The organism is Actinoplanes sp. NPDC023714, from assembly GCF_040639855.1.
Classification (GTDB): domain Bacteria; phylum Actinomycetota; class Actinomycetes; order Mycobacteriales; family Micromonosporaceae; genus Actinoplanes.
The window spans coordinates 686,625-710,336 of the sequence record NZ_JBFAAR010000004.1 but is presented as its reverse complement, the minus strand read 5'-3'; the positions used below and the strand labels follow the sequence as shown (position 1 = coordinate 710,336).

Below are 23,712 nucleotides of genomic sequence, written 5' to 3'. Positions count from 1 at the left end.
CGCGAATCGTACTCGCTAGTAAGGGTGGCAGAGTAGACCATGACGCGTGTCCGTGGTGCTCACGTGCTGTTCCTGAACTGGCGGGACACCGGCCATCCCGAGGGCGGTGGGTCCGAGGTCTACCTGGAACGGGTGGCCGCCGAACTCATCGACAAAGGTAATTGCGTAACGATTCTGTGCCAGGCGTACGGAACCGCGCCTGCCGAGGAGACGAACGCCGACGGCGTCCGGATTCTACGGCGCGGCGGGCGGCACACGGTCTACCTCCGTGCCGCTCTCGTCTACCTGCTCGGCGTCCTCGGGTTCGGCCCCCTGTCCCGCCGCGGCCTCGGCCGTCCCGACGTGGTCGTGGACGTCTGCAACGGCATGCCGTTCCTCAGCCGGCTCTACGTGCGGCGCCGGCCGGTCATCGCCCTGGTGCACCACGTGCACCGGGAGCAGTGGCCGGTGGTCTTCGGCCCACGCGTCGCCCGGATCGGCTGGTGGATCGAGTCGGTGCTGGCCGTCCGCGTCTACCGCGACTGCCGGTACGTCACCGTCTCCGAGACGAGCCGCAACGAGCTGGCCGGCCTCGGCGTCGACCCCCGGCGGATCTCCATCGTGCACAACGGGACCCCGGAGGCCTGCGGCGGGCCGGTGGCGCGCACCCCGTACCCGAGTCTCGTGGTCCTCGGACGTCTGGTCCCGCACAAGCGGGTCGAGTACGCGCTGCGCGCCACCGCCCTGCTCGCCACCGAGATGCCCGACCTGCAGCTCACGGTGGCCGGTCAGGGCTGGTGGGACGAGCCGCTGCGCACGCTCGCGGACGACCTCTGCATCAACGACCGGGTGCACTTCACCGGCTTCGTCACCGAGGAGCGCAAGCACGAGCTGCTCGGCAGCTCGTGGCTGCTGCTGCAGCCCTCGCTCAAGGAGGGCTGGGGGCTCACCATCGTGGAGGCCGGCGCGCGGGGCACGCCCTCGGTCGCTTTCCGCTCCGCGGGAGGCGTCGCCGACGCGATGTCCGACGGGGAGACCGGGGTGCTGGTGGCCGACGAGTACGAGTTCTTCAAGGCGGTGCGGTCGCTACTGCTGGACGCGGGCCGCCGCACCGCGATGGGTGCCAACGCCGCGACGCACGCTCAGCGGTTCACCTGGGAGAAGGCCGGAGAAGCGTTCTCCCAGGTGATCGCGGGCCGGCTGGAAGCCGGGCAACCGGAGCTGACGGATCAGCGCGCGCCGTAGATGGCCTCTGCCGGGTTGGCGTTGTCCGTCTCGCTGGCGACGTGGTCTGCGGACGGGCTCACCGCCCCCAGAGTGGCAGCCACGCCGACCCCACCGAGGGCTCCCCCGGCCAGGGCCGCGATGAGGAACGTGGCCAACTTGACGATCATTCTTCCTCCCCGGACTCATGGTTGCGCGGACCGTACCACGATCCACGACGTACCCGCAGGAGGCAAAACCAAGCGAAGATCACCACTGCCCCGGCGAACAGATGCGCAGCCAGGGCAGGGATTCGGCGTGCGACCGAGGACTCCCTGAGGGCGTCCGGAGCGGCCGGATTCCCCCAGAGTTGGAGATACCGGCCGTCGTATTCGAGACGCAGTCCGTCGAGCGTCGCGGGCGGCAGCGTCCCGGCGAGCCCGGTCCGGACGAGCACCCATCGCGTGCCCATCTCGGCGACCGGCCGGCCCGCGTCGAGCAGCTCCTGGACCCGTGCGGCGCGCGGGCTCTCCCCGTCGACCGTCACCCGGCCCACCCGCAGGGCGTCGTTCATGAGCACCGGGGCGTCCAGGTAGCGCGGCGCCGGATCGCGGACCACCACCCCGCCGGCCCAGGCGTAGCGCTGGTAGCCCTCGAACGGCAGCGACAGCACCTCGCCGGGGGCGGCGTCCACTCTGGCCGCCACCGCGTCCCAGTCCGCCGGGTAGCGCACCGGCTTCAGCGCCCCGCCCGCGCCGAACGCCAGATCGGGCATCGCCACGACGGGCAGCAGCAGCGCGCTGATCAGCAGCACCCGCCCGGCGTTCGGCTCGAATCGGCGGGCCAGCCGGTCGGCGATCCGCTCGGCGCCGAGGGCGAATCCCAGAGCCAGGACCAATGCGTACGGGATGAGGAACTTCTGCCCGTCGCGGAGCAGGCCGGCGCCCGGCACGGTCACGACGAGCCAGCGCAGCAGGCCGGCCGCCGGGGTGGCGCCCGCCGCGGCGAGCACGAACCCGCCGCCGGCCAGCACGAAGAGGCGTACCGCGTCGCCGCGCCAGAGCCGCCACAGCTCCCGCCAGCCGAACGCGGCCGCGGCCAGGAGCAGCAGCGTGACCAGCGGCGCCAGGGCCGAGGTGCGGCTGCCGGGCACGGTCTGCGCGTTCCAGACGCCGCCGGTGCCGAGCAGCGACATCAGCGTGCCGGCCCAGTTCTCGGCCCGCGCCGCGAACTGCGCCACCCCCTCCGGGTCCGAGCTCCCCCCGGCGGCGCTCGCCAGCGAGGCCACGATCCACGGCAGGTTGAGCGAGACCACCGCCCCGAGCGCCAGCGCCGTGGTCCGGAGCCGCGGTGCGCCGGCTCCCACAGCGCCGGCTCCGGGCGGGCCGGCGTCCGGCGCGTCCGTCCGCGGCCTGCGGGGGCTCCGGACGCGGGGCGGCGGCAGCAGCATCACCGCGGCGGTGGCCAGGGCGATCAGGCCGCCGGTCGGGGTGAGGGCCGCGGGGGCGGCCGCGAGGACCAGCCGGGGCAGGGCGCCGCGCCGGCCGGCGCGCAGGTCGCGCGCCGCCAGCACGAGCCAGGGCAGGGTTCCGTACGCGAGAAGCAGCGCCCACTGACCCAGCAGCAACCGCTCGGCCAGGAACGGCGTCCAGGCGTACGCGAAGGCGGCGACCACCCGGGTGAGCAGCCTGTCGCCCGGCACCAGCCGGGCGGCGCCGAGCGCGGCCAGGTAGACCAGCGCCACCAGCGCCACCCGCTGGAGCAGCCAGCCCGGCACGGCCAGGTTCGCGAGCGACACCACCGCGTCGAGCGGCACGGCCCGCGGCAGCGCGTCGGCCGGGGCGATCATCTCCCAGCTCAGCGGCTGCCGCGGCACGAAGACCATGTCGTAGCGCAGCACGTAGCCGGGCAGTGCCAGCGGCGCCAGCACCACCGCGGTGATCCCGGCCGCGACCGCGCGCGGCCCGAGCCTCCTCAGAAGCGCCGGCACACTATCCGGCCGGCGCCGGGACGATGTCGCCGACCAGCACCTCGTCGGTGCAGACCGAGGCGTTCCGGTCGGCGACCGTGAGCTCCACCGTCGAGCCGCCGCCGTTCACGAGCAGGAAGACCGCGTTGAGCCCCTGGTGCACGTCGAACGGGACCGCGATGCCGTTGCCGAGCCGGGCCATGCCCGAGGTGTCGCTTCTGGCGAGATAGGCGATACGCAGCACGTGCCAATAGTCCGGCACGGACCCCTCCATCGTGATCCGAACCTTCGAACCGGCGAGCTGGTACCCGCAGCCCGACCGCGGGCCGGGCAGCGACCGGGGACCGCGCACCCAGGCCGGGCGGACGTGCCCCTCCTCGTCGAAGACCGAGAGCTCCCGCGCCTTCGTCACGAAGTCCGGGCCGTCCTCCATCGGCGCGAAGAACCGGGACTGCATGTTGTACGGCCCGGACAGCCGGCCGACCACGCCCTCCGGGACGGCCTGGTCCATGAAGACCGTGCCGGCCGGGGCGGCCTCGAGCCCGGCGCGCGCGTTCGCGAGGTAGTCCCGGCCCTGCTTGACCGCCCAGGCGTCGCCGAAGCCGATCGTGCTGACGGCGGCGCTCGCCACGAACAGCGCGATCCCGGCCGCCAGCACCGGCGAGGCGATCCGGCGCGGGATGACGGTCCGCGGCGCGGCCGGACCGCTCCCCGCAGCGGCGCCGGCGGTCCGCGGCCCGCTCTCCGTCACGGCGCCGGCGGTCCGCGGCCCGCTTGCCGTCGCGGCGCCGGCGGTCCGCGGACCGCTCTCCGTCACGGCCTCGACCGCCCGCAGCCCGCACAGGGCCGCGCCGGCCGCGATCGCCACGACCACCGCCACGTCGGCGAGGTAGCGCGGCACCGCTCCGGCCACGCCGCTGTAGATCGAGCCGAGCCGGGTGGCGCCGAGCAGCCCGGCCACGATCGCGGCGTACGAGAGCAGCAGGAACCAGGCCCGCGCCGCGGCCCATCCACGCTGCCAGACCGTGAACGCCACGAACGCCAGCACCACGACCAGGGCGATCCACCGGGCCACCGGGCTGGGCGCCGTGATCGGGGCGCCGTCACCGGCGCCGAGCCACGCCCACGGGCCGCCGGCCATGCCCGGCAGCAGGGTGTGCCCGAACATCTGCACCACGAAGGTGATCACCTCGTCGACCGAGGACGGCCGGCGCAGCGAGGACGTCGAGCGGGACAGGTAGAACGCCAGGAACACCAGCGAGATGCCGGTCAGCACGGCCCACGACGGCCACCAGCGGCGGATCGTCTGGACGACCGCCGTGATCGGGCCGCCCGGCGCGTACAGGAAGAGCGTCACCAGGAAGACCAGCGCGACCGCGAGGATCGCCTTCTCGAAGAAGAGCAGGCCGAGCAGGATCGACAGGCCGAGCGTGACCAGGTGCAGCCGGCGCCGCGTACGGATGTACTTCACCTGCGCGCCGACCGCCAGGATCATGGCGAGCTGCATCGGCAGCATGTTCACGCCGACCGCCCACCACGAGCTCGCCTCCAGCGTGAGCGGGCTGAACAGGAAGATCGCGAGCGGGACGATCAGCAGCCAGCCGGGGGCGAGCATGAGCCGCAGCAGCCGGTAGAACGTGATCGCCACCAGCGCCTGGCCGGCCACGAGCAGGGCGAGGTACGGCCCGTAGCTGAACCCGCCGAGCTCGTTCGTGAGCCAGGTGACCAGGTGCCCGGCCGGCATGAGGTGGTTGTTGAAGAGGCCGAACAGGTAGTCCGGGCCGAGCGGCTTCAGCTCCGCCATCGAGATCAGCGGGAAGTCGTCGTACGACAGGTATCCGCGGCGGGCGATGAGCGCCCGCGCGGTGACGCTGACGATGATGAGCACGATGGCGACGGCGGTGATGACGTCGGCGTCACCGGTCCGGGGCGGACGGCGGTCCGCGGGGGACGCCACGGGGTCTGGAGCCTTGGGCACGACAGCAGGGTGCCACAACGCGTGTGGTTTCCGTAGTCCGCAGCATCCTTCAACGTGCGGCTCCGGCACTGGACCTGAATGTTTCTCGCCAGTAACCTACGCGGTCTACGACACCCGGTTCGATGGTGAGGGATCGATGACAACGGCAGGGAACGCGGCGGTCGACGTCTGCGTGGTGGGCGGCTGCGGCCGGGTCGGGTTGCCGCTGGGCATCGCGCTGGCGTCACGCGGGCTCTCCGTCCTCCTCTACGACATCAACCCGGCCGCGGTCGACCTGGTCAACGCCGGGACCCTGCCGTTCGCCGAGGAGGGCGCGGCCGAGCCGCTCGCCGAGGCGATCGCCGCCGGCCGGCTGCGGGCCAGCACCGCCCCGGAGAGCGTCGGGCTCGCCGACGCCCTGGTCGTGGTGGTCGGCACCCCGGTCGACGAGCACCTCAACCCCGACCTCGGCGCGGTGCCCCGGGCCATCGAGCGCGGTGTACCGCACATGCGCGACGGCCAGCTCGTGGTGCTGCGCAGCACCGTCTACCCGGGCGTCACGGCGCTCACCGAGAAGCTGCTGGCCGGCTGGGGCCTCGACGTCGACGTGGCGTTCTGCCCGGAGCGGATCGCCGAGGGCAGGGCGATGACCGAGCTCTTCACGCTGCCGCAGATGGTCGCGGCGCGCACGACGGAGGCCGGCGACCGGGCCGAGAAGCTGTTCCGCACCCTGACCGGCTCGATCATCCGGCTGGAGCCGGAGGAGGCCGAGCTCGCCAAGCTGTTCACCAACACCTGGCGATACCTCAAGTTCGCGGCGGCCAACCAGTTCTGGATGATGGCGAACGACTTCGGGCTCGACTACGAGCGGATCCGGCACGCGGTCACCACCGACTACCCGCGCGCCGCCGACCTGCCGATGCCCGGCTTCGCGGCCGGGCCGTGCCTGCTCAAGGACACCATGCAGCTGGCCGCGTTCAACGGGAACAACTTCGTCCTCGGCCACTCGGCCATGCTGATCAACGAGGGCCTCCCGCTCTACCTGGTGTCCCGGCTCGAGGAGCGGTTCCCGCTCGCCGACCTCACCGTCGGCGTCCTCGGCATGGCGTTCAAGGGCGGCAGCGACGACCCGCGCGACAGCCTCGCCTACAAGCTGCGGAAACTCCTCACGATCAAGGCGCGCGAGGCGATCTGCACCGACCCGCACATCCGCGACGACCGGTTCCTCCCGCTCGACGAGGTGCTGGCGAGGGCCGACGTGCTGGTGATCGCGTCGCCGCACGCCGAATACCGGGAACTCGTCACCGACAAGCCCGTGATCGACATGTGGGGCCTCACCGGCCAGGGAGTGAAGGTATGAGCCCGCGGGTCACCGTCGTCATCCCGGTCTACAACGAGGGCGAGGGCGTCGTCCGGCACCTCGAGCGGATCCTGCGCGACGTGCTGCTGCCGGCCGAGGTCCTGGTCGTGCACGACATGCCGGAGGACACCACGGTGCCGTACGTGCACGAGGTGGCCCGGCACGACCCCCGCGTCCGCACCGTGCTCAACACGTACGGGCGGGGGCCGGCCAACGCGATCCGGTTCGGCATCGACGCGGCGACCGCGCCGGTCGCCGTCGTGACGATGGCCGACGGCTGCGACGACCCGCAGCAGATCGACGAGCTGGCCCGGCTGGTCGACCGGGGCGTGGTGGTCGCGGCGGCGTCCCGGTACATGCCGGGCGGCCAGCAGGTCGGCGGCCCGCGCTTCAAGCGGCTGGCGTCCCGGTGGGCCGGGCGCACCCTGCACGCGTTCGCCCGGGTCGGCACCCGCGACGCCACGAACAGCTTCAAGGCGTACGACACCGCGTTCGTCCGCGAGGTCGGCATCGAGTCCCGGACCGGCTTCGAGATCGGCATCGAGCTGACCGCGAAGGCCGCGCGCACCGGCCGGATGGTCGCCGAGATCCCGACGATCTGGCTCGACCGGCAGCTCGGCGAGTCACACTTCGACGTGGGCCGGTTCCTGCCGAGCTACCTGAAGTGGTACTTCTTCGCGTTCGGCCGGCGGCTCACCATCGAGGAGCTGGCCGCGCGCTGGCGATCCCTCCAGGACGCGGAGGCGGCGCCGGCCGGCGATCGGGAGGGCACACCGGCGTGACCGTACGAGCCGCGTCCGGCCGGCAGATCGGCATATCCGGCGCGGCGGTGGCCGTCGCCGGCGCGCTGACCAGCGCGCTGGGCTACCTCGTACCCGTCATCGGCGCCCGCGGCCTGGACGCCGCCGATCTCGGCGCGCTCGCCACCGTGCTCGCGATCGCCGCGATCGCGAGCGTTCCCGGCACCGGGCTCCAGATCGCCGTGGCGGTGCACCGCGCCCGCCATCCCGAAGCGGCGGCCGGACGCGCCGGCCTGCTCACGGCGGCCCTCTGCGCCGGCGTGGTCGTGCTGCTCGCCCCGATCGCCGGCCCGCTGCTCGACCTGCCGCTCGCCGTGGTGCTGCTGCTGGCCGTGCAGACCTTCACGGTCGTGGCGGCCGGCCGCCGGCTCGGCGAACTGCAGGGCGCCGGGCGCTTCCTCCGGCTCGCCGCCGGCATGACGGTGCTCGCGGCCGGGAGGTACGGCGGGCTGATCGCGGGCCTGCTGCTCGGCGCCGGGCTGACCGGTTCGATGCTGATCGGCGCGCTCGGCTCGCTGCTGATCCCGCCGGCGCTCGCGCTGCTGGCCCGCCGGCCGGCCGCGCACGACGGCCCCCGGATCACCGCGCGGCAGATCGTCACGGCCTGCTCGGCCACCCTCGCCATGCTCATCGTCTCGTACGCCGACCTGATCCTGGCCCGCCACCTGCTCCCGGCCGCCGACTCCGGCGCGTACGCCGTCGGCACCGTGCTGACCAAGGGCGCGCTCTGGGCCCCGCAGGTCGTCACCGTCCTCGCCCTGCCCCGGCTCGCCCAGGGCAGCCGCCGGGCGCTGACCGTCGCGGCCGCCCTCGTGGCCGGCTGCGGCGCCGTGCTGATCCTGGCCTCCGCGGTCGCCGGCGAGCTCGCGTTCCGGCTGGCCGGCGGGCCGGACTACGTGTCGCTGGCCGGGTACGCGCCGGTCTTCGCCGCGACCGGCGCCTGCTACGCGCTGGTGTTCGTGCTCGTCAACGCCCAGGTCGCGGCGGGCGCCCGGTGGCCGTCGGCGCCGCTCTGGGCGGCCACCGTGCTGCTCGTGGTCACCGCCGAGTGGATCGTCCCGCACACCTTCACCGCGATCATGTGGTGCGCGCTGGGCGCGGCCCTGCTCGCGCTCGCCGGCACGGCCGCAGCAACCGTAGTAAGTAAGGTGTGGATTCGGACGAGCGCGGGTGGTCGCCGTTCCTTAGGGTGATCACATGGGCCCCACTCTGAGCGCCGGTAAGTCGCGCCACGCTTTGCGCACGTCCGCCTTCATCTCGTTGCAGGTGCTGGTCGTGCTGCTGATGACCTGGGTAGTCCTGCGGCTGATCGGCAGCGCCTGGTCGATCGTCTGGCCGCTCGTCGTCGCCCTGCTGCTGACGACCCTGACCTGGCCGCCGGTCCGCTTCCTGCGCAAGCACAAGTGGCCGCCGGCACTGGCCGCCTCGCTCGTCACCGTCCTGTTCCTGCTGATCGCGGCCGGCACGCTGGTCGGCATCATCGTCCCGGTCGCCTCCGAGTCGGGCAAGCTCGCGACCGGGGTGGCCGACGGCATCCAGACGGTCCGGGACTGGGCTGCCGGCCCGCCGCTGAACATCGGCGACGACCAGGTCGACTCGGCGCTCAGCACCGCTATCGACCGGATCCAGGACAGCATCGGCAGCATCGCGACGGCCACCCTCACCGGCGTGAACACGGTGGTGGACGGCCTGGTCACCACGGTGCTGGCGCTGTTCCTGATGTTCTTCTTCCTGAAGGACGGGCCGCGCTTCCTGCCGTGGCTCTCCCGCCAGCTGCCCGGCCGGCTCGCCACCGACGTCCCGGCGATCGCCGGCCGCAGCTGGAGCACGCTCGGCTCGTTCGTCCGCTCGCAGGCGTTCGTCGGCCTGCTCGACGCCGTCTTCATCGGCATCGGCCTGTGGATCGTCGGCGTGCCGCTGGTCCTGCCGCTCGCCGTGCTCACCTTCGTCTCGGCGTTCGTGCCGATCGTCGGCGCGCTCTTCGCCGGATTCGTGGCCGTGCTCATCGCGCTCGTCTCGAACGGCTGGACCGACGCGCTCATCGTGCTCGCCATCATCGTGGCGGTGCAGCAGCTGGAGGGGAACGTCTTCCAGCCGATGGTGCAGAGCCGCGGCCTGGGCCTGCACGCCGGCGTCGTGCTGCTCGCCGTGACGCTGGGCAGCAGCCTGTACGGGATCGTCGGCGCGCTGCTGGCCGTGCCGGTCGCCGCCATCGTCGCGGTCATCTGGAACTACCTGCGGGAGCAGCTGAGCGAGCCGGCGCCGCCCGTGCAGAGCGCCGATCCGCCGCCCTCCCCCGCCTCCTCGGAGGATGCGGACCCGCTCGTCACCGGCGCAGATCGGCCCGCAGCCGCTCACTGATGTGCCGGATCAGCCGGTTCATGTCGGCGCAGTAGACGGTCGGATGACGGAACCCGGCACCGGGCCGGTAGCGGTGAGCGTAGTGCCCGCCGCCGCAGACCCGGTGCACCGGGCAGCTCCGGCAGCCGTCGGCGAGCGCCTCCACGCCGATCTGCCGGGCCACCACCCCCGGATGCCCCAGCACCGCGTCGAACGGGTCGTCGCGCACGTTGCGGCCGGTCGCGCAGGCGCCCGGATACGCGCTCTTCAACGCGTCCACCTGCTCGATCTCGCCGTCCGACTCGACCACGGCGACGACGACCGGGCTCAGCCCGACCTGCTCGGAGCGCGACGATCCACCCAGCAGCAGGCTCATGACGTCGTCGAAGAGCCGGATCCGGGTACGCGGATTCTCGTACCAGGCGTCGAACACGGCGATCAGCCAGCGGGCGGTGTCGTGCCGCGGGGGCTGCCGCCAGTTCGCATGCGGCAGCAGCAGATCGACGGCCGGGGGTTCGTGAGCCACCAACGCCTCGTAGGTCGACACCGGATCGGTGGTGGGGTCGATCGTGCAGAGCAGCCCGGCGTACAGATGGCGGTGGTCTGTCTCGCGAAGCAACCGCAACGCCCTCGCGGTGGCCGCGTGACTGCCCCGCCCGTTGCGGAACACCCGGTGCCGATCGTGGTCGGCGGCGGTCCCATCCACACTCACCCCGACCCGGATCTCCGCCCGCGCCAGCTCACCGAGCGCCCCCGTGGTCAGCCCGATGCCGTTCGTCTGCATGGTGACCCGCGCCGTCGTGCCCTCCGGAAGGTGCGCGCGCAACGCCGCCACGTGCTCCGCGAGACGCCCGGCGCCGGCCAGCAGCGGCTCTCCGCCGTGCAGCACCACGCGTACCTCATCGAGAGAGTGCGCCGCGGCATGCTCCGCGATCCGCGCGGAGGCCGCGCGCCACACGTCGTCGTCCATGAGCCGCGGACGCTGCTGCCAGGTCTGGTCCGGCGATTCGTAGACGTAGCAGTAGGTACAGGCCAGATTGCAGCGTTGGTGCACCTTCAGCACGAACTCGCGGAAGGGCCTGGGACGCCAGCCGCCGGCTTTCAGCCGGTCCAGGTCGAGCTTCGGGTACGGCCAGCCGGGGTGCATGCCTCCAACGGTACGTCCCGTGTCCATTTGGTGACCTAGGTCACTGTTTCGGCGAGTAGTATTGGCTGGGCGATTTGGGGTTGATGCTGGGGAATTGTGCTTTCCCTCCTCGTTGCTCTCGCCGTGGTCGTTCCGGCCCACGTGGTCCAGCCCGGCGACACCCTGCCCTCGATCGCCGCGCAGCATTCGGTGAGCGCCGCCTCGCTGCGGACGTGGAACGGGCTTCCGGCGTACTCGAACCCGCGCCCGGACGGGATGCTGCGGCTGGCGTCACCGCGGGCGCCGATCCCCGCCTTCCGCACCCGTAGTGAAACGGTGGACGAGAAGGAGGCGAACGGCTTCGAGGGCCGCGACTGCCCGGTGCCGGCCGCCTCGCTGCGGCGGATCTGGGTGCGGTACATCGACTTCCAGGGCAGGGTGCACAACGGCAGCCTGATCATGCATCGGTCACTGGTGGCGGCCACACAGAGGGCGTTCCGGCAGCTCTACGAGTGGCGATTCCCCATCATGGTCATGCAGCCGGCGTCGGTGAACATGCCCGGCCTGACCGACAGATCCGTCCTGACCAGTGGCTACGAGTGCCGGTTCGTGGCCGGGACCCGGAAGTGGTCGCAGCATTCCTACGGGCGGGCCATCGACGTCAACCCACGCCAGAACCCGATGATCCGAGGCGACTACCTGGACCCGCCGAACACCGAGAGGTGGCTGGATCGGACGCGCTACTGGCCGGGGATGGTGCACGAGGGAGGGGCGGTGGAGGCCTTCACCGCGGAGGGGTTCGCTTGGGGCGGCCGCTGGAAGTCGCTGAAGGACTACATGCACTTCAGCACCACCAACCTGTGATGACCTGGTCATATGTAGATCACTCCCCCACCTGGGCCGTGGCTGGGCCGTGGAAGCCCGCCGGGCCGTCGAACAACGCGTCGAGGGCCTTGCGGGCGCGACCGGGGCTGTCCGGCATCAGGTGGGCGTAGACCCGCAGCGTGAACGCCGGGTCGGCATGGCCGAGCCACTCGGCGATGGCCTTGATGCTCTCGCCCGCGTCGAGCAGTGCTGAGGCGTAGAAATGCCGGAGCGCATGCATGCCGTTCACCCGGGTGCGCTCGATCCCCGCGTTGTCGAGGGCGCGGTGCCAGGCCACGGCCGTGAACACCTGCTGTTTGAAGGCGAAGCCCCGGGTCGTGGTGAGCAGGAGCGGCACCGTCACCCGCTCATCGCGGCGCGGGTCCTCCCACGGCAGCGTCACCGGCACCGGCGGGTACTCCTTGATGTGCGCCTGGACCGCCCGCCCGACCGAGGTGGGCAGCGGTACCTGCCGTTCCCTGTCGTTCTTCGGTAGACCGAATACTGAGCGGGCACCGACCCGCTTGACCTGGCGGCGGATCGTGAGCCAGCCGTCGTCGAAGTCCTCCGGCGAGATGCCGAAGATCTCCCCGCGCCGGGCACCGCAGCCGGCCCCGATGTCGACCGCCACCTGATAGCGCGGCGGTAGGCCGGTCCGGACGGCAGAGACCGCGTCGATCGTCCAGGGCACGACCCGCTTCAGCGTCGGAGTTGGTGCGGTGACCGACTTGGCCGAGCACGGATTCTTGGCGATCAGGCCGTCATCCACGGCAGCGGTCATGATCCCGCTCAGATGAGCGAACAGCACCGCCCGGGTGCTGTCCGCGAGCCGCTTCTCGATCAGCCCGGCGTCCCAGTCCCGGACCGTGCTCGGCTGCACGGCGGCGATCGGCCGCTTACCGAAGTACGAGATGATGTGCTTGCGCACCCGGGCCTTGATCGGCCCCCGCGCGGACTCGTCGAACCGGCGCGTCCGCAGCCACGTCTCGGCGAACGCGTCGAAGGGCATCCGGCCCGCGTTCGGATCGACATAGCTACCCCGGCGCTTGTCCGTCTCGATCCCGGCGAGGAAGCCTTCAGCGTCGCGCTTGGCGCGGTCCGGGAAGGATCTGCTGCGTTCGCGGCCGTCGGGGGCGATATAGCGGACCCGGTAGCGCAGGCCTTGCCCGTGTCGCCCGGTCTTGACCCGCCGGGGCTTGCCGTCTGGCCCCGGCACGTCCTTGAACCAGCGGTCCTCTACGTGGCCCATCGTTACGCCGCCTCCTGCTGCCGGAGCCAGGACCGGACCTCATCCGGCCGGTAGCGCAGATGCCGGCCGACCCGGGCAGCGGGCGGGCCGTAGCGGCGTTTGCGCCAGGTGTAGAGCGTCTCCACCGGAACGCGCAGGTAGGCGGCCACGTCGGTGACCGTCCAGCAGGGTTCCTGTCCAGGTGTTGCCATCGGTCCTCTCCGTCGATTCGGCGTCAAGGTGGCCTTGACGGTTGACGGCCGTTCACGCGGCCAGGGTGGTCAGGTGGTGCCTGGCGGCGTTCTGGTGCTCACGGGCCATTGCGGCGGAGGTGTTGGCGAGCATGGCGTCAGCGGGGGTGTGCCAGCCTGCGCCGACGTATTGGAGGAAGTTGACGACCAGCGTGGTCGGCTGCTCGTTCGTCTGGGCCTGTTCCGGTCCGGTGTTCTGGGTGCGGCGGAAGACGAGTCGCTGCTCGCGGATCAGGCCGAAGGTGATCGAGTAGCGGCGGGATTTGGTGAGGAAGTGGCCGCCGAAGCCGAGCATGTGTGCCCATCGGCGCAGCCGGGCTCGAGTGCGGGCTGCCGGGGGCCGGTCGTCGACGGCGGCGGCGGCTCGGCGTGCGGTCTCGGTGAGAACTTTCTCTACGTCTTCAAGGCGCGGCCCGGGCACGCCGCCTTACGCCTTCGGCGACGGCGGCGACCCGGCCGCGCATGCGCTTGTTCAGCTGGAACCGTTGATGCCCCTGGATGCTTGCTAGAGCCACCCAGGGGTATCGACAACGCCAAATCACAAGCTATTTGCGACGTAGGACGCCCGTCTTGAGCCAGTGAACGATCAGCACTGCAAGTTGCACGGCAGCCTCGGCCTCCGCCTGACTTTGACGGCGGGACTTTGCGCCGCCTCCGTGACGAGATACCTGCGCGTGCCAGAGCGTTTCCATCATGCCGACTAGATTCTCAACGGTACGCGGCTGCCCTTCCTTATCCGGCAAGACCAGTTCCCAGAGGTGGGCCGCATTACCCCGCAATTCACCCAGGACCGTTCCCAGGGTTGCAAGGTTGTTGCCGGCATGCCGATTTTGAACGAGGGGGCATGCGACGTCCTCGACTGCCCTAATCGCCTCGTGCATCGCTTTATCAGGATCAGGCGAAATCCCGTACGTCGCTGCCCACGCTTGTCGAAGGTGGTCAGCAGCGGCGTCAGACGCTACATGTATGGCAAGGCGCGCCGCAGCCTCAACTGTTTCGTCGACCCTCAACACCAAGCATCGGCTATCCCTGCTCACGGTATATGCAGAACCACCGTTCGCCAGGAGACTCTCCAACCGGTCGAGTCGCTCATCGAAGGCTTCCCAATCTAAGTCTGCAGTTGGGTCGGCATCGAAATCAAGGTCCCAGGCGTAATGTAGCTGAAGCGCAGCGTCTGCAATCAATAACAAGTCGCCCTGTTTCGCATTTCTCGAAAAAGCGTTCACACCACTAGGAACATGGAGCCGTAGGCGGAGGAGGACGCGTTCAGCCAGCGCACGGTCCGCTGGGGAATACCTATTCTCCTGAAATAGGTCGTATAGCCAATCGCGAATGGGGAGGTTGAGCCAATCCGGCACTCCTTCGAAGAGGGTTTCCTCCGGAGTGCGCCCTGCTAACCGGTCGTCCAATCGCCGGAAAGCTCGCTGATCCGCCACTACCGCTCCCGCCTCACCTAGTTCCTCAAGTGGTCGCATAGATTAATGCATGCGGTAGGAAATTTGCACATCGTATAATCATCGACCGAGCTCGAGAATCTCAGCGCCGCGGCCCGCACGACCCGGGCGATGACCGGCACGAAGCCCCGAACCATCTGCCTCCGGCGGGTAGGGCCTCCCGGCCCTACGACCCGGATCAGGCCTCCGGCGGCCAGGGCTTCCAGCCCTGGACCCGGGCGGCTCCGGGATGCCCGGCCCGGACGACATCCCCTCGCACACCGGAGGCAGCCAGACCACGTCTGGCCGGTCCAGGTCGTTCGTCCGGTGGGGCGCTCCACCTGGACCGGCCAGACGCGGCCCGGCGGGGCGATGCCTGCGCGACGGGATGCCACCCAAGGCAGGAGGGACCCCCGGCTTGCATCAATCGCGGCCCGGCCAATCGCAAAGATCATCGGGCACAGCCACGGCACAAACGAGCCCAGAAACCACTGTAAAACGACGAATATCGATGACAGGTTCCGGCGCACGTCAAAGGGCCTTTCGAGGCCGTTTGCGCAAGTCGCCACTCTCCCATGATTGGTTCGAGATGAACTACTGAACTTCCAGCCCCTAGCGGTCCAGGTTAAGCAGGTGACACCCTGTCGATCTCTAACCGAGAGGAGATCACGATGCCAGTAATCAAAGACCGAGTCGTTCTGCGGGCTTGGCGCCACAAGAATCAGCCGGGCCGAATCCACTTCGTCATGAAGCGAGCCGACGGAAGCGAGCGCCGCCTCTGGGTTGGTGAGGGTCACTTCATGTACGAGATTCTGGACAGCCACCTGCTTGCGCAGGGCTACACCGGCCCCGCGAGCGCCAAAACAGATCCCGAAGAGGTCGAGCCGGCCGCCGAGGCAGGCTAGCCATCTGGGCCGTCTCTGGGCCGTCGGGGCCGTCGTCGGGCCGTCAAACGATGACCGGCATCGACAAAAGTCGACTAGAACTAACGTTTCAAATCGCAGGTGAGCCCAGGTGTGCAGCACCCTTATCAGCCACGCGATCAAGAGGCGCACGACTACATGCACTTCAGCACGACCAACCTCTAGAGGGGCTGCCCTCAGGAGATCGAGCCCCCGGGCTGGACCGCCTCGCCGGGCGAGGGCTCCAGTCGCATGACTCGCTCGTATGCCTCGTGCGGGACCCCGAACCGGTTCTCGTACTGCTTCTCGTACCGGATCGCGAGTTTTTCGAAGTGGAAGGCGTAACCCGGCGGCCGCTGTTCTCGATCGTCGAGGATCCACGGGCGGATGTAGTACCAGACGCGCAGCGGAGTGCTTCGGAAGGCCGCGACCACCAGATCGAAGTCGAGCAGGCCCTTCTCGACGAACACTCCGAGGAGTTCCAGTTCGTCGACCAGGCTCCAGAACGCGTAGCGGTCGGCTTCGCCGAGAAGGGAGGGGTCGAACCGGGACGGCGGCCCGAACTCGCCGGTCAGCAGGCGCCGCCTGAACGCGCGCATCTCCGGGGAATGGTATTCGTCCTTGAATTCCAGCAGCAGACTCGCGTTCCGGGTTCTTCTCGCCTCACCGATCTGCGATCTCGCGTACAGCAGTCCCGCGAGCACGATCACCGCAGCACACGCAGTGCTGACGGCTTCGATCGCCGCCCAGATGTCGTCCATGACACTCGCCACCCTCAGCCCGGTTCCGGAAGCGCATGCACGAAGGTAATTCCTCCCGGCAAGGGACGGACGTCAGAAGGACCGGTCTCTCGGGAGGGTGGGGCGGTCGTCCGGCACGGGGTCCGGGAGGTGATTGTTGTCGGACAGCCAGCGTTCCACCAGGGGCCAGTACCAGACCGAGGTGGCGGGTTCCGGCTGGGGGAAGGCGGCGTGCTGGGAGCGCCAGCGGTCGGCCTCGGCGGCTGTCACTCCGGCTCGGCGGGCTATTTGATGCATGGTGACCAGGGAAGGGTCGTCGTGGTCTCGCTGGGTGGCGGTGGCCCAGACACTGACGGCCGGCTCCTCCCAGCCTCGCGCGGCCACGCCCGCGAGCAGCGGGGAGGATGTGCGTAACCGGTCGCGGAGGAGTTCGCGGTTGGTTTCGATGGTGTCCCAGACCGCGGCGTTCGCGGCTCGGATGCTGCCGAACTCGCCGATGTGCCCGATGCCGTAGGGGCGGGTCCCGACCTCGGCCTGCCAGGTGGCGCGCGGGCCGGGCTTCACCGAGCCGCAGGTCAGCGACGTGAACTCGGGGATCGTCAGCTCGTGGCCGCAGGCGGCGGCCAGGCGGCAGGCCTTGACCACCTCGCCGAGCGGGGTGGGGCGGGGGTCGCGGTGCATGGCGGCCACCTGGACGGCGAGGCGGTCGGCGGGTTCGAGGCGCTGCCACCACAGCTCGCGGACCCGGTGCAGCAGGTCGTCGAGGGCCGGGACTAGCACGTGCGAGCCGTCCGGGGCGGGCCGGGAGGCCACCGTCAGAGGGTCCCGGTCGCGGGCCACCGCCGCGGTCAGGTCGGTCACGAGCCGGACCACGTGATCGGCGAGGCGCTGGTCCTCGCCGGATGGGACACGTACCACCATCGATTCTCCTCCCCGGTATCGAGAGCATGCCTCTCCGTGACGAACCCCGTCTGTCCCGACCACTGTCGGGTGCGTAACACTTCTCCCGGCGTGCCGATCCGGCTCCGGAGGTGGGAAGTGCCCAAAATCGTCGACCACGACCAGCGGCGCAGTGAGATCGTCGAGGCCTATCTGACGGTCGTGGCCAGGGACGGGCTGCCCGCCGCGACGAGCCGGGCCGTCGCGGCCGAGCTCGGGGTCGGCACCGGGGCATTGTGGCACTACTTCGACGGGTTCGACGCCGTGGCGGCCGGGGCCTATCAGCGGATAAGCGAGCTCACCACGGAACGGATCGTCGCCGGCACGGCGTCGCTGCGCGGGCTCGAGGCGTTCGACGTGATGCTGCGCGAGATCCTGCCGCTGGAGAAGAAGACGGTCGACGAGGCGTACGTCGTGGTGGGCTTCTGGGGCCGGCTCGCCGCGAACAAGCGGATCGCCGAGACGCAGACCGACGTGGTCGAGGAGTGGCGGGACATGCTGCGCCGGCACCTCGAGGAGGCGATCGCGGACGGGACCATGGTGCCGGAGACGCCGGTCGACGAGGTGATCAACGTGGTGCTGACGATCGCGGTGGCCCAGCAGGTGCACGCCGTCACCGACTCCGAGCTGGCCGAGCCGTCCCGGCAGCTGAAGATGGTCGAGTTCTGCCTGCTGCCATGGCGCAGCGCCGCATGAACGGGTATGGATGAACGATGAGGCGAAGACTGATCGTGACCAGCGGGGCGGGCGTGCTCGGGATCGCCGTCCTCAACACCCTCACCGGATGCAGTGAGAAAGAAGCGGATACGCCGCAGGCGGAAGAATCGGTGAATGCCGGAAACGTCGTCGTGGGTGACTGGCAACGCGTCAACCTCGACTTCGTCTCCGTCTACCTCCTGATCAGGGGGAACGAGGTCGCCGTCGTGGACACCGGCACCTCCAGCGCCCCGGCCGGCATCGAGGCCGGCCTCAAGGCGGCGGGCCACGGCTGGGACGCCGTGAAGCACGTGATCGTCACCCACCAGCACCAGGACCACGCGGGCGGCCTGGCCGGCGTCGCGCCCGCGATCAACGGCACGATCTACACCGGCGCGGACGAGGTCGAGGCGATCACCGCGTCGAAACCGCTGAAGGGCCTCGCCGACGGCGACGAGATCTTCGGCCTGCGCATCGTCGGCACACCGGGGCACACCGCCGGGCACATCTCGGTGTTCGAACCGGATTCCGGGGTACTCGTGGCCGGCGACGCGCTCAACAACATGGGTCAGCTGACCGGCGCGAACCCGCAGTACACGGCCGACATGGTCGCGGCGGCGGCGTCGGTGAAGAAGCTGGCGGCCCTGGACGTCAAGGCGATTTTGCCGGGCCACGGCGAACCGCTCACCACCGGCGCGTCCGACGCGCTGCAGAAACTTGCCGCGTCGCTATGAGTTCAGGTTCGCCTGTCTCCGGCCGATCTTCATGGCGACCCCCGGATGCGGAGTGAGTGTGTAGGTGACGGAGATAGGCCTGACCGACCTGGTCATCGGGGAGGAGCTCGGCCGGGGCGCCTTCACCATGGTGCACCGGGCCCGGCGCGGCGATCATTGGTACGCGGTGAAGCGGCCACTCGCCGCGCCCGACGCGTACCCGGAGATCCGGGCCGTCTTCCACCGTGAGGCGGCCCTGCTGGCCTGCATCGACGACCCGGCCGTGGTCCGGGTGCACGCCTCCGGCGACCTCGACGGGGTGCCGGCGCTGGTGCTCGAGCAGATCCCCGGCGGCACGCTGGCCGACCTGATCGCCGGCGGCGTGGCCGGCCCGGAGCGGGTCGTCGAGATCGCCGCCCAGCTCGCCCGGGGCCTGGCCGCCGCGCACCGGCTCGGCCTGGTGCACCGCGACATCAAGCCCGGCAACATCATGGTCTCCGGGGACCGGCCGGCCAAGCTGATCGACTTCGGGCTGGCCCAGCTCGGCAAGGACCGCGCGGCCCCGGACGACGACCAGGCCGTCGGCACCTTCCTGTACGCCGCGCCGGAGCAGTCCGGCATGCTGAAGCGCCCGGTCGACGGCCGCTCCGACCTCTACTCGCTCGGCATCGTGCTCTTCGAGTGCCTGGCCGGGCGCCTGCCGTTCGAGGCCGACGACGTCGGTGAGCTGCTCCGGCTGCACCTGACCGCGCCGGTGCCGGACCTCGCGGCGCTGCGCCCCGGCATCGACCCGGCCCTGGTCCGGGTCGTCGAGCGGCTGCTCGCGAAGGACCCCGACGACCGCTACCCGGACGCCGCGGCGCTCCTCGCCGACCTGCGCCACTGCCCGGGCGGCGCGGCCGCCGGGCAGCCGGCCGTGAGCGGCTGGCCGCTGATCGGCCGGGACTCCGAGGCCGGGAAGCTGCGCCGCCGCTGGGAGCTGGCCCGGGACGGCAAGGGCGGGATCGCGGTGATCCGCGGCGCTTCCGGTTCGGGCCGCACCCGGCTGGCCGCCGAGGTCGCCGGCTGGGCCGCCGCCGACGGTGTCCCGGTGCTGCGCGCCACCTGCCGCCCGGACGAGGTGACCCCGCTGGCGGTGGCCCGGGAGGCGGTCGGCGGCTGGCTCGAGGAGGCTCGCCGCAGCCCGGACCTGCAGGCCAGGACCGACGAGGCGGCGGCCGCGGCCGGTCCGGCGCTGCTCGCCCAGTTCCTCGGCGAAGCGGGCGAGGGCGAGCACACGGCCGGCACGGGCGAGGGTGAGCACGTGCTCGCCGCGGCCGTCACGTTCGTGGGCGAACTCGCCGCCCGCTCCGGCGGCCTGCTGATCGCCATCGACGACGCCGACGAGCTGGACTCCGGCACTCGGCAGCTGATCGCGAAGCTGACCGAGGAACTGCCGTCGCTGCCGGTCCTGCTGCTGCTCACGATGGCCGGCCCGCTGCCGGCCGGCGCCCTCGAGGTGACCTGCGCGCCGCTGGCCGGGAAGGACGTGGCCGAGCTGGTCGCGTCCCGGCTGCCCGGCGCGCGGGTCGACGACGAGCTGGTCCGGCACGTGGTGGCGCGCACCGACGGCACGCCGCTCGCCGTGGTGAGCCACCTGCTGCGGCTCATCGACGCCGGGCTGATCAGCCCGCTCTGGGGCGTCTGGCGCCTCGACACGGTCGGCGCCGACGCGCTGCCGGCCACCGAGGGCGTCCGCGACCTGCTCGCCGCCCGGCTGGTCACGCTCTCCGACGAGGTCCTCGACTGCCTGACCACGGCCGCCGTGGCGGGCGTGCGGTTCCGGCCCGAGCCGCTGCTGGAGATCGGCGACCCGGACCGGGTCATGAGCTCGCTGACCGCCGGCGTCGACCGGCACGTCCTCGAACCGCGGCCCGGCGGCTGGTACGCCTTCGTCCACCCACAGCTGCGCGACGTCCTCCTGGACCGCCTCGACGACCGTGAGCTGCAGCGGCGGCACGCGGCCCTGGCCCCGGAGCTGGACCGGCTCGGCGACTTCGTCTACGCGGTGGCCCGGCACTACCGCGGCGCCGGCGACCTGGCCCCGGCCGCCGACCGGCAGCGCGCCGTCGCCGCCGCGGGCCTGCGCGCCCTCGCCGACCAGGCGCCCGCCGAGGCGATCGACTACCTGGAGGAGGCGGTCACCGGGGAGGCTGCCGAGCTCCTCCACCCGCTGGCCCAGGCCTACCTGCGGGCCGGCCGCTACGAGGAGGCCGCCGCCACCCTCGACCGGGCGCTGGCCGGCGAGCCCGACCGCCTGCGGCGTGCCCGGCTGCTCACCACCCGGATCGAGCTGCACCACACGCTCTGGGACGACGAGAAGGCGCTCGACGCGACCCGCGCCGCCCTGGCCGAGCTGCGCCGGCCGCTGCCCGGTGCGGGACTGCTCGCGCTGCTGACGTCGTTGCTCGTGGCCTTCGGGGGCGGCGTCGTCCGGCGTACCCGATGGGGTTATGGCACCGCACGGGGCCGGCGGCGGGAAAGCCTGGCCGCACTCACCGCGGTCCTGGACGCCGGCGGCTATGCCGCCGCCATCGGCTTGAGGTTGCGCGAGGCGGGAACGCTTGCGCTGCGGGCCATGTACGCGGTGAACCGGCTCGGACCCTGCCCCGAGTACGTCCGCGTGTACGCCCTGATCGGCTACGTCACCGCCGTGATCCATCTGCGCGGGACGAGCGAGCGGTGCCTCCGCCAGGCCGCCCGCGTGGCCGCCGAGCTCAACGACCCGGCGCTGGTCGCCTACGTCGAATGGCTGCGCGGCTGCGCCCTGCTGTTCGGCGGCTACGACGACGGCACCGCCTGGGAGAAGGTGATCGCCAAGCACTCCCGCTGGTACTCGCCGGCCCAGATGATCCCCGGCTACGCGACCGTCGGCCTGCGGCTGCTGCTGCGCGGCTACACCATCGAGGCCGAGCGGGAGTACGACCGCGCCGTCCGCCACCTCGGCGACTCCGACCAGGCCCTCGGCACCTCGCTCGGCATGCTCAGCGTGATGATCCCGTCCGGGCAGAGCCGGTTCGGCGAGGCCGGCGCGGCGCTCAAGCGGCTGCGCGAGGCGTTCCCGGACGGGGCCGGCACCCGCGTGCAGCGCGCCAACATGCTCACCGCCGCCTGCTGCTTCCTGCTCGAACAGGGCGAGGTCGGCGAGCAGCTGGAGGGGGTGCTCGCCGAGTTCCACTCGCTCGGGCTCAAGCCCTCCGAGCTGATGCCGCAGCACCGGTGGGTGTACGTCTACCAGGCGCACGCCCGGCTCATCCAGTTCCGCTACGCGCCCGACGAGGAGCGGGGCCCGCGCCTCGAGGCGGCCCGGAAGGCGGTCGCCGACCTCGGCGAGATCGGCGGGACGCCGCTGCTGAAGGCCGTGCACCTGACCACCCGGGCGTCGCTGCACTACGTCGCGGGCGAGCACGAGCGCTGCCTGAAGGTCGCCGACGAGGCCGAGCAGAAGCTGCGCGGCCTGGACGCGCCGTTCATCCAGTACGAGGTCTTCCGCATCCGGGCCCGGGCCATGCGCGCCCTCGGCATGGCGAACGAGGCCGACCGGCAGGCCCGCTACGCCCTCGCGGTGGCCGGGCACCACGGCTGGGAGCAGCGCCGCCGCCAGACCCGCACCGAGTTCGGCGTCGAGGAGGGGGCCGGCACGCACCGGCGTACCGTCGCGGAGCGCCGCCCCAGCGGCCGCAACCGGCACCTCGACGCGCTCCAGCAGATCGGCGCGGCCGCCGCGACCATCCTCGACCCCCGGCAGCTCGCCCAGGTCGCGCTCGACGAGATGCTGCGGATCCTCGGCGCCGAGCGGGCGCTGTTCTTCCTCATCGACGAGTCGGGCGAGCCGGTCCGTTACGCCGGCCGGGACGCCTCCGGGGAGCTGGCCGAGGACATCGCGTACGGCGCCACGCTCGTGCGCAGGGTCGCCGACACCGGGGAGCCCCTTGTCGTGACGGGGACCGAGGAGGGCGCCGCGCTGGGTTCGCGCAGTGCCGTGGTGCACGGGCTCCGGAGCATCCTGGTCGCGCCCGTGCAGTTCAAGGGCCGGCTCATCGCGGTCGTCTACCTGGACAGCCGGCTGGCCCGGGGCATCTTCACCGACGACGACGTGGCGGTGCTGACGGCCGTGACCAGCCATGTCGCGGTGTCCCTGGAGACGGCCCGGGCCGCGCAGCTGCACTCGGCGGTGCAGGCGGCGCGGCAGCAGCAGGAGCTCGCCGAGATGCTGCGGGCCAGCCTCGCCGAGCTGACCACGATCCTGGAGCCGGACCGGTTGTTGCGGCAGCTGTTCTCGATCCTGTTCACGCAGCTCGGGGCGTCCGCGGGGTGCCTTCTCGGCCCCGGGAACGACGTCCTGGAGGTGGCGGGTTCGTCGTCGCCTTCCACGGTGGGCACCGTGGCGACCATTCCGGACATTTACGATATTTCGTTGTTTGACGCTATTGGCTCGATGCGCGAGGGGCTGCTCGGTGGCGCGCCCATCGCCCTCGCCGTGCCGCTGCACGGCCGGGAGGCGCCGGCCGGGCTGATCCTGCTCGGCGGCTTCGACCTGGACGACACCAGCCGGCAGGTCGCGGCCGCCCTCGCGACGCAGGGCATGTCGGCCTACGAGAACGCGCGCCTCTTCAGCCGCGTCCAGGAGCTCGCGACCACCGACGAGCTGACCGGCCAGCACAACCGCCGGCACTTCTACGCGATCGCCGGCGCCCTCGTGAACACGGCCGCCCGGCACGGACGCCAGCTCGCCGCCGCCATGCTCGACATCGACAAATTCAAGAACATCAACGATACGTACGGTCATGGCGTCGGTGACGAGGTCATCCGCACGGTGGCCGGCCGCGTCCGGGAGCGGTTGCGCTCCTCGGACGTCCTGGGCCGGTACGGCGGCGAGGAGTTCGCCGTCGTCCTCCCCGACCACGAGGGCCGGGCCGCCGAACTCGCCGAGCGCATCCGCGAGGCGGTCTCCGCCTCCCCGGTGATGACCCAGGCCGGCCCGGTCGTGGTCACCGTCAGCATCGGCCTGGCCCGCCTCGAACCGGGCGACGCCAGCCTCGACGAACTGCTGGCCCGCGCCGACCACGCCCTCTACCGGGCCAAGGAGACCGGCCGGAACCGGGTCGTGTCCGTCTGACCGCATTGCCGATATCGATCCAGGTATTTCGGCCGTAACATTCCGGTCCTCTGA

19 protein-coding genes are annotated in these 23,712 nt (G+C 71.4%); 9 read left to right on the top strand and 10 right to left on the bottom strand.

Annotation, left to right across the window (positions count from 1 at the left end; translation table 11 throughout):
* Window positions 1–39 precede the first annotated feature (39 nt).
* Entirely contained in the window at window positions 40–1,224 is a 1,185-nt protein-coding gene (locus tag AB0G10_RS22485) for a glycosyltransferase family 4 protein (RefSeq protein ID WP_360924770.1), read from the top strand.
* Here AB0G10_RS22485 and AB0G10_RS22480 read toward each other — a convergent pair.
* Genes AB0G10_RS22480 through AB0G10_RS22470 form a run of 3 tightly spaced genes read right to left on the bottom strand, consistent with a single transcriptional unit; the run spans window position 1,209 to window position 5,129 of the window.
* The gene (locus AB0G10_RS22480; RefSeq protein ID WP_360924767.1) at window positions 1,209–1,373 is read right to left on the bottom strand and encodes a hypothetical protein; all 165 of its coding nucleotides are present in this window, start codon (window positions 1,371–1,373) and stop codon (window positions 1,209–1,211) included. The two genes, AB0G10_RS22485 and AB0G10_RS22480, sit on opposite strands and share 16 nt — an antisense overlap.
* Window positions 1,370–3,172 (bottom strand): hypothetical protein, encoded by a 1,803-nt coding sequence (locus tag AB0G10_RS22475; RefSeq protein ID WP_360924764.1) that lies wholly within the window; start codon window positions 3,170–3,172, stop codon window positions 1,370–1,372. Before AB0G10_RS22475 ends, AB0G10_RS22480 begins: the two co-directional genes overlap by 4 nt.
* Window position 3,173: 1 nt before the next feature.
* On the bottom strand, window positions 3,174–5,129 hold the full coding sequence (locus AB0G10_RS22470; protein WP_360924761.1) for a hypothetical protein: 1,956 nt from the start codon (window positions 5,127–5,129) through the stop codon (window positions 3,174–3,176).
* 136 nt (window positions 5,130–5,265) lie between these two features.
* On the opposite strand from AB0G10_RS22470, the gene AB0G10_RS22465 reads away from it, so the two are divergent.
* The 4 genes from AB0G10_RS22465 to AB0G10_RS22450 are packed head-to-tail and all read left to right on the top strand — an operon-like array spanning window position 5,266 to window position 9,629.
* Window positions 5,266–6,468: a nucleotide sugar dehydrogenase gene (locus AB0G10_RS22465; protein WP_360924758.1), complete on the top strand. Its 1,203-nt coding sequence runs from the start codon at window positions 5,266–5,268 to the stop codon at window positions 6,466–6,468.
* Window positions 6,465–7,250: a glycosyltransferase family 2 protein gene (locus AB0G10_RS22460; RefSeq protein WP_360924755.1), complete on the top strand. Its 786-nt coding sequence runs from the start codon at window positions 6,465–6,467 to the stop codon at window positions 7,248–7,250. Before AB0G10_RS22465 ends, AB0G10_RS22460 begins: the two co-directional genes overlap by 4 nt.
* A complete protein-coding gene (locus tag AB0G10_RS22455; protein WP_360924752.1) occupies window positions 7,247–8,461 on the top strand; it encodes a polysaccharide biosynthesis protein in 1,215 nt (404 codons plus the stop codon). The genes AB0G10_RS22460 and AB0G10_RS22455 overlap by 4 nt, the downstream gene beginning before the upstream one ends.
* 4 nt (window positions 8,462–8,465) lie before the next feature.
* Window positions 8,466–9,629 (top strand): AI-2E family transporter, encoded by a 1,164-nt coding sequence (locus AB0G10_RS22450; protein WP_360924749.1) that lies wholly within the window; start codon window positions 8,466–8,468, stop codon window positions 9,627–9,629.
* Here the strand turns inward: AB0G10_RS22450 and AB0G10_RS22445 are convergent.
* The gene (locus AB0G10_RS22445) at window positions 9,595–10,755 is read right to left on the bottom strand and encodes an FxsB family cyclophane-forming radical SAM/SPASM peptide maturase (protein WP_360924746.1); all 1,161 of its coding nucleotides are present in this window, start codon (window positions 10,753–10,755) and stop codon (window positions 9,595–9,597) included. The genes AB0G10_RS22450 and AB0G10_RS22445 overlap by 35 nt on opposite strands.
* 96 nt (window positions 10,756–10,851) lie before the next feature.
* Here AB0G10_RS22445 and AB0G10_RS22440 point away from each other — a divergent pair, with 96 nt between their 5' ends.
* Window positions 10,852–11,598, top strand: a complete 747-nt coding sequence (locus AB0G10_RS22440) for a M15 family metallopeptidase (RefSeq protein ID WP_360924743.1) — start codon at window positions 10,852–10,854, stop codon at window positions 11,596–11,598.
* 19 nt (window positions 11,599–11,617) lie between these two features.
* Here the strand turns inward: AB0G10_RS22440 and AB0G10_RS22435 are convergent, their stop codons facing one another.
* The 6 genes from AB0G10_RS22435 to AB0G10_RS22410 form a co-directional block, all read right to left on the bottom strand.
* Entirely contained in the window at window positions 11,618–12,847 is a 1,230-nt protein-coding gene (locus tag AB0G10_RS22435) for a site-specific integrase (RefSeq protein ID WP_360924740.1), read from the bottom strand.
* A 2-nt stretch (window positions 12,848–12,849) separates the two neighbouring features.
* Window positions 12,850–13,038: a helix-turn-helix domain-containing protein gene (locus AB0G10_RS22430; protein WP_360924737.1), complete on the bottom strand. Its 189-nt coding sequence runs from the start codon at window positions 13,036–13,038 to the stop codon at window positions 12,850–12,852.
* Between the two features lie 52 nt (window positions 13,039–13,090).
* Complete coding sequence (locus tag AB0G10_RS22425; protein WP_360924734.1) at window positions 13,091–13,498, bottom strand: replication initiator; 408 nt, start codon at window positions 13,496–13,498, stop codon at window positions 13,091–13,093.
* A 124-nt stretch (window positions 13,499–13,622) separates the two neighbouring features.
* On the bottom strand, window positions 13,623–14,303 hold the full coding sequence (locus AB0G10_RS22420; RefSeq protein ID WP_360924731.1) for a hypothetical protein: 681 nt from the start codon (window positions 14,301–14,303) through the stop codon (window positions 13,623–13,625).
* A 1,306-nt stretch (window positions 14,304–15,609) separates the two neighbouring features.
* Window positions 15,610–16,173, bottom strand: a complete 564-nt coding sequence (locus AB0G10_RS22415; RefSeq protein ID WP_360924729.1) for a hypothetical protein — start codon at window positions 16,171–16,173, stop codon at window positions 15,610–15,612.
* Window positions 16,174–16,245: 72 nt separating this feature from the next.
* On the bottom strand, window positions 16,246–17,073 hold the full coding sequence (locus AB0G10_RS22410) for a hypothetical protein (protein WP_360924726.1): 828 nt from the start codon (window positions 17,071–17,073) through the stop codon (window positions 16,246–16,248).
* A 117-nt stretch (window positions 17,074–17,190) separates the two neighbouring features.
* On the opposite strand from AB0G10_RS22410, the gene AB0G10_RS22405 reads away from it, so the two are divergent.
* The 3 genes from AB0G10_RS22405 to AB0G10_RS22395 all read left to right on the top strand — a co-directional run bounded on the left by AB0G10_RS22405 (window position 17,191) and on the right by AB0G10_RS22395 (window position 23,658).
* On the top strand, window positions 17,191–17,787 hold the full coding sequence (locus AB0G10_RS22405; protein ID WP_360924723.1) for a TetR family transcriptional regulator C-terminal domain-containing protein: 597 nt from the start codon (window positions 17,191–17,193) through the stop codon (window positions 17,785–17,787).
* 17 nt (window positions 17,788–17,804) lie between these two features.
* Entirely contained in the window at window positions 17,805–18,521 is a 717-nt protein-coding gene (locus AB0G10_RS22400) for an MBL fold metallo-hydrolase (RefSeq protein ID WP_360924720.1), read from the top strand.
* A 64-nt stretch (window positions 18,522–18,585) separates the two neighbouring features.
* The gene (locus tag AB0G10_RS22395; protein ID WP_360924717.1) at window positions 18,586–23,658 is read left to right on the top strand and encodes a diguanylate cyclase; all 5,073 of its coding nucleotides are present in this window, start codon (window positions 18,586–18,588) and stop codon (window positions 23,656–23,658) included.
* The last annotated feature ends 54 nt before the right edge of the window (window positions 23,659–23,712 follow it).

What these genes read in the sequence shown, in the direction of transcription:
- AB0G10_RS22485 (WP_360924770.1), top strand. Translation starts at nt 40, where the DNA reads ATGACGCGTGTCCGTGGTGCTCACGTGCTGTTCCTGAACTGGCGGGAC.
- AB0G10_RS22480 (WP_360924767.1), bottom strand. Translation starts at nt 1,373, where the DNA reads ATGATCGTCAAGTTGGCCACGTTCCTCATCGCGGCCCTGGCCGGGGGA.
- AB0G10_RS22465 (WP_360924758.1), top strand. Translation starts at nt 5,266, where the DNA reads ATGACAACGGCAGGGAACGCGGCGGTCGACGTCTGCGTGGTGGGCGGC.
- AB0G10_RS22460 (WP_360924755.1), top strand. Translation starts at nt 6,465, where the DNA reads ATGAGCCCGCGGGTCACCGTCGTCATCCCGGTCTACAACGAGGGCGAG.
- AB0G10_RS22450 (WP_360924749.1), top strand. Translation starts at nt 8,466, where the DNA reads ATGGGCCCCACTCTGAGCGCCGGTAAGTCGCGCCACGCTTTGCGCACG.
- AB0G10_RS22445 (WP_360924746.1), bottom strand. Translation starts at nt 10,755, where the DNA reads ATGCACCCCGGCTGGCCGTACCCGAAGCTCGACCTGGACCGGCTGAAA.
- AB0G10_RS22435 (WP_360924740.1), bottom strand. Translation starts at nt 12,847, where the DNA reads ATGGGCCACGTAGAGGACCGCTGGTTCAAGGACGTGCCGGGGCCAGAC.
- AB0G10_RS22430 (WP_360924737.1), bottom strand. Translation starts at nt 13,038, where the DNA reads ATGGCAACACCTGGACAGGAACCCTGCTGGACGGTCACCGACGTGGCC.
- AB0G10_RS22415 (WP_360924729.1), bottom strand. Translation starts at nt 16,173, where the DNA reads ATGGACGACATCTGGGCGGCGATCGAAGCCGTCAGCACTGCGTGTGCT.
- AB0G10_RS22410 (WP_360924726.1), bottom strand. Translation starts at nt 17,073, where the DNA reads ATGGTGGTACGTGTCCCATCCGGCGAGGACCAGCGCCTCGCCGATCAC.
- AB0G10_RS22400 (WP_360924720.1), top strand. Translation starts at nt 17,805, where the DNA reads ATGAGGCGAAGACTGATCGTGACCAGCGGGGCGGGCGTGCTCGGGATC.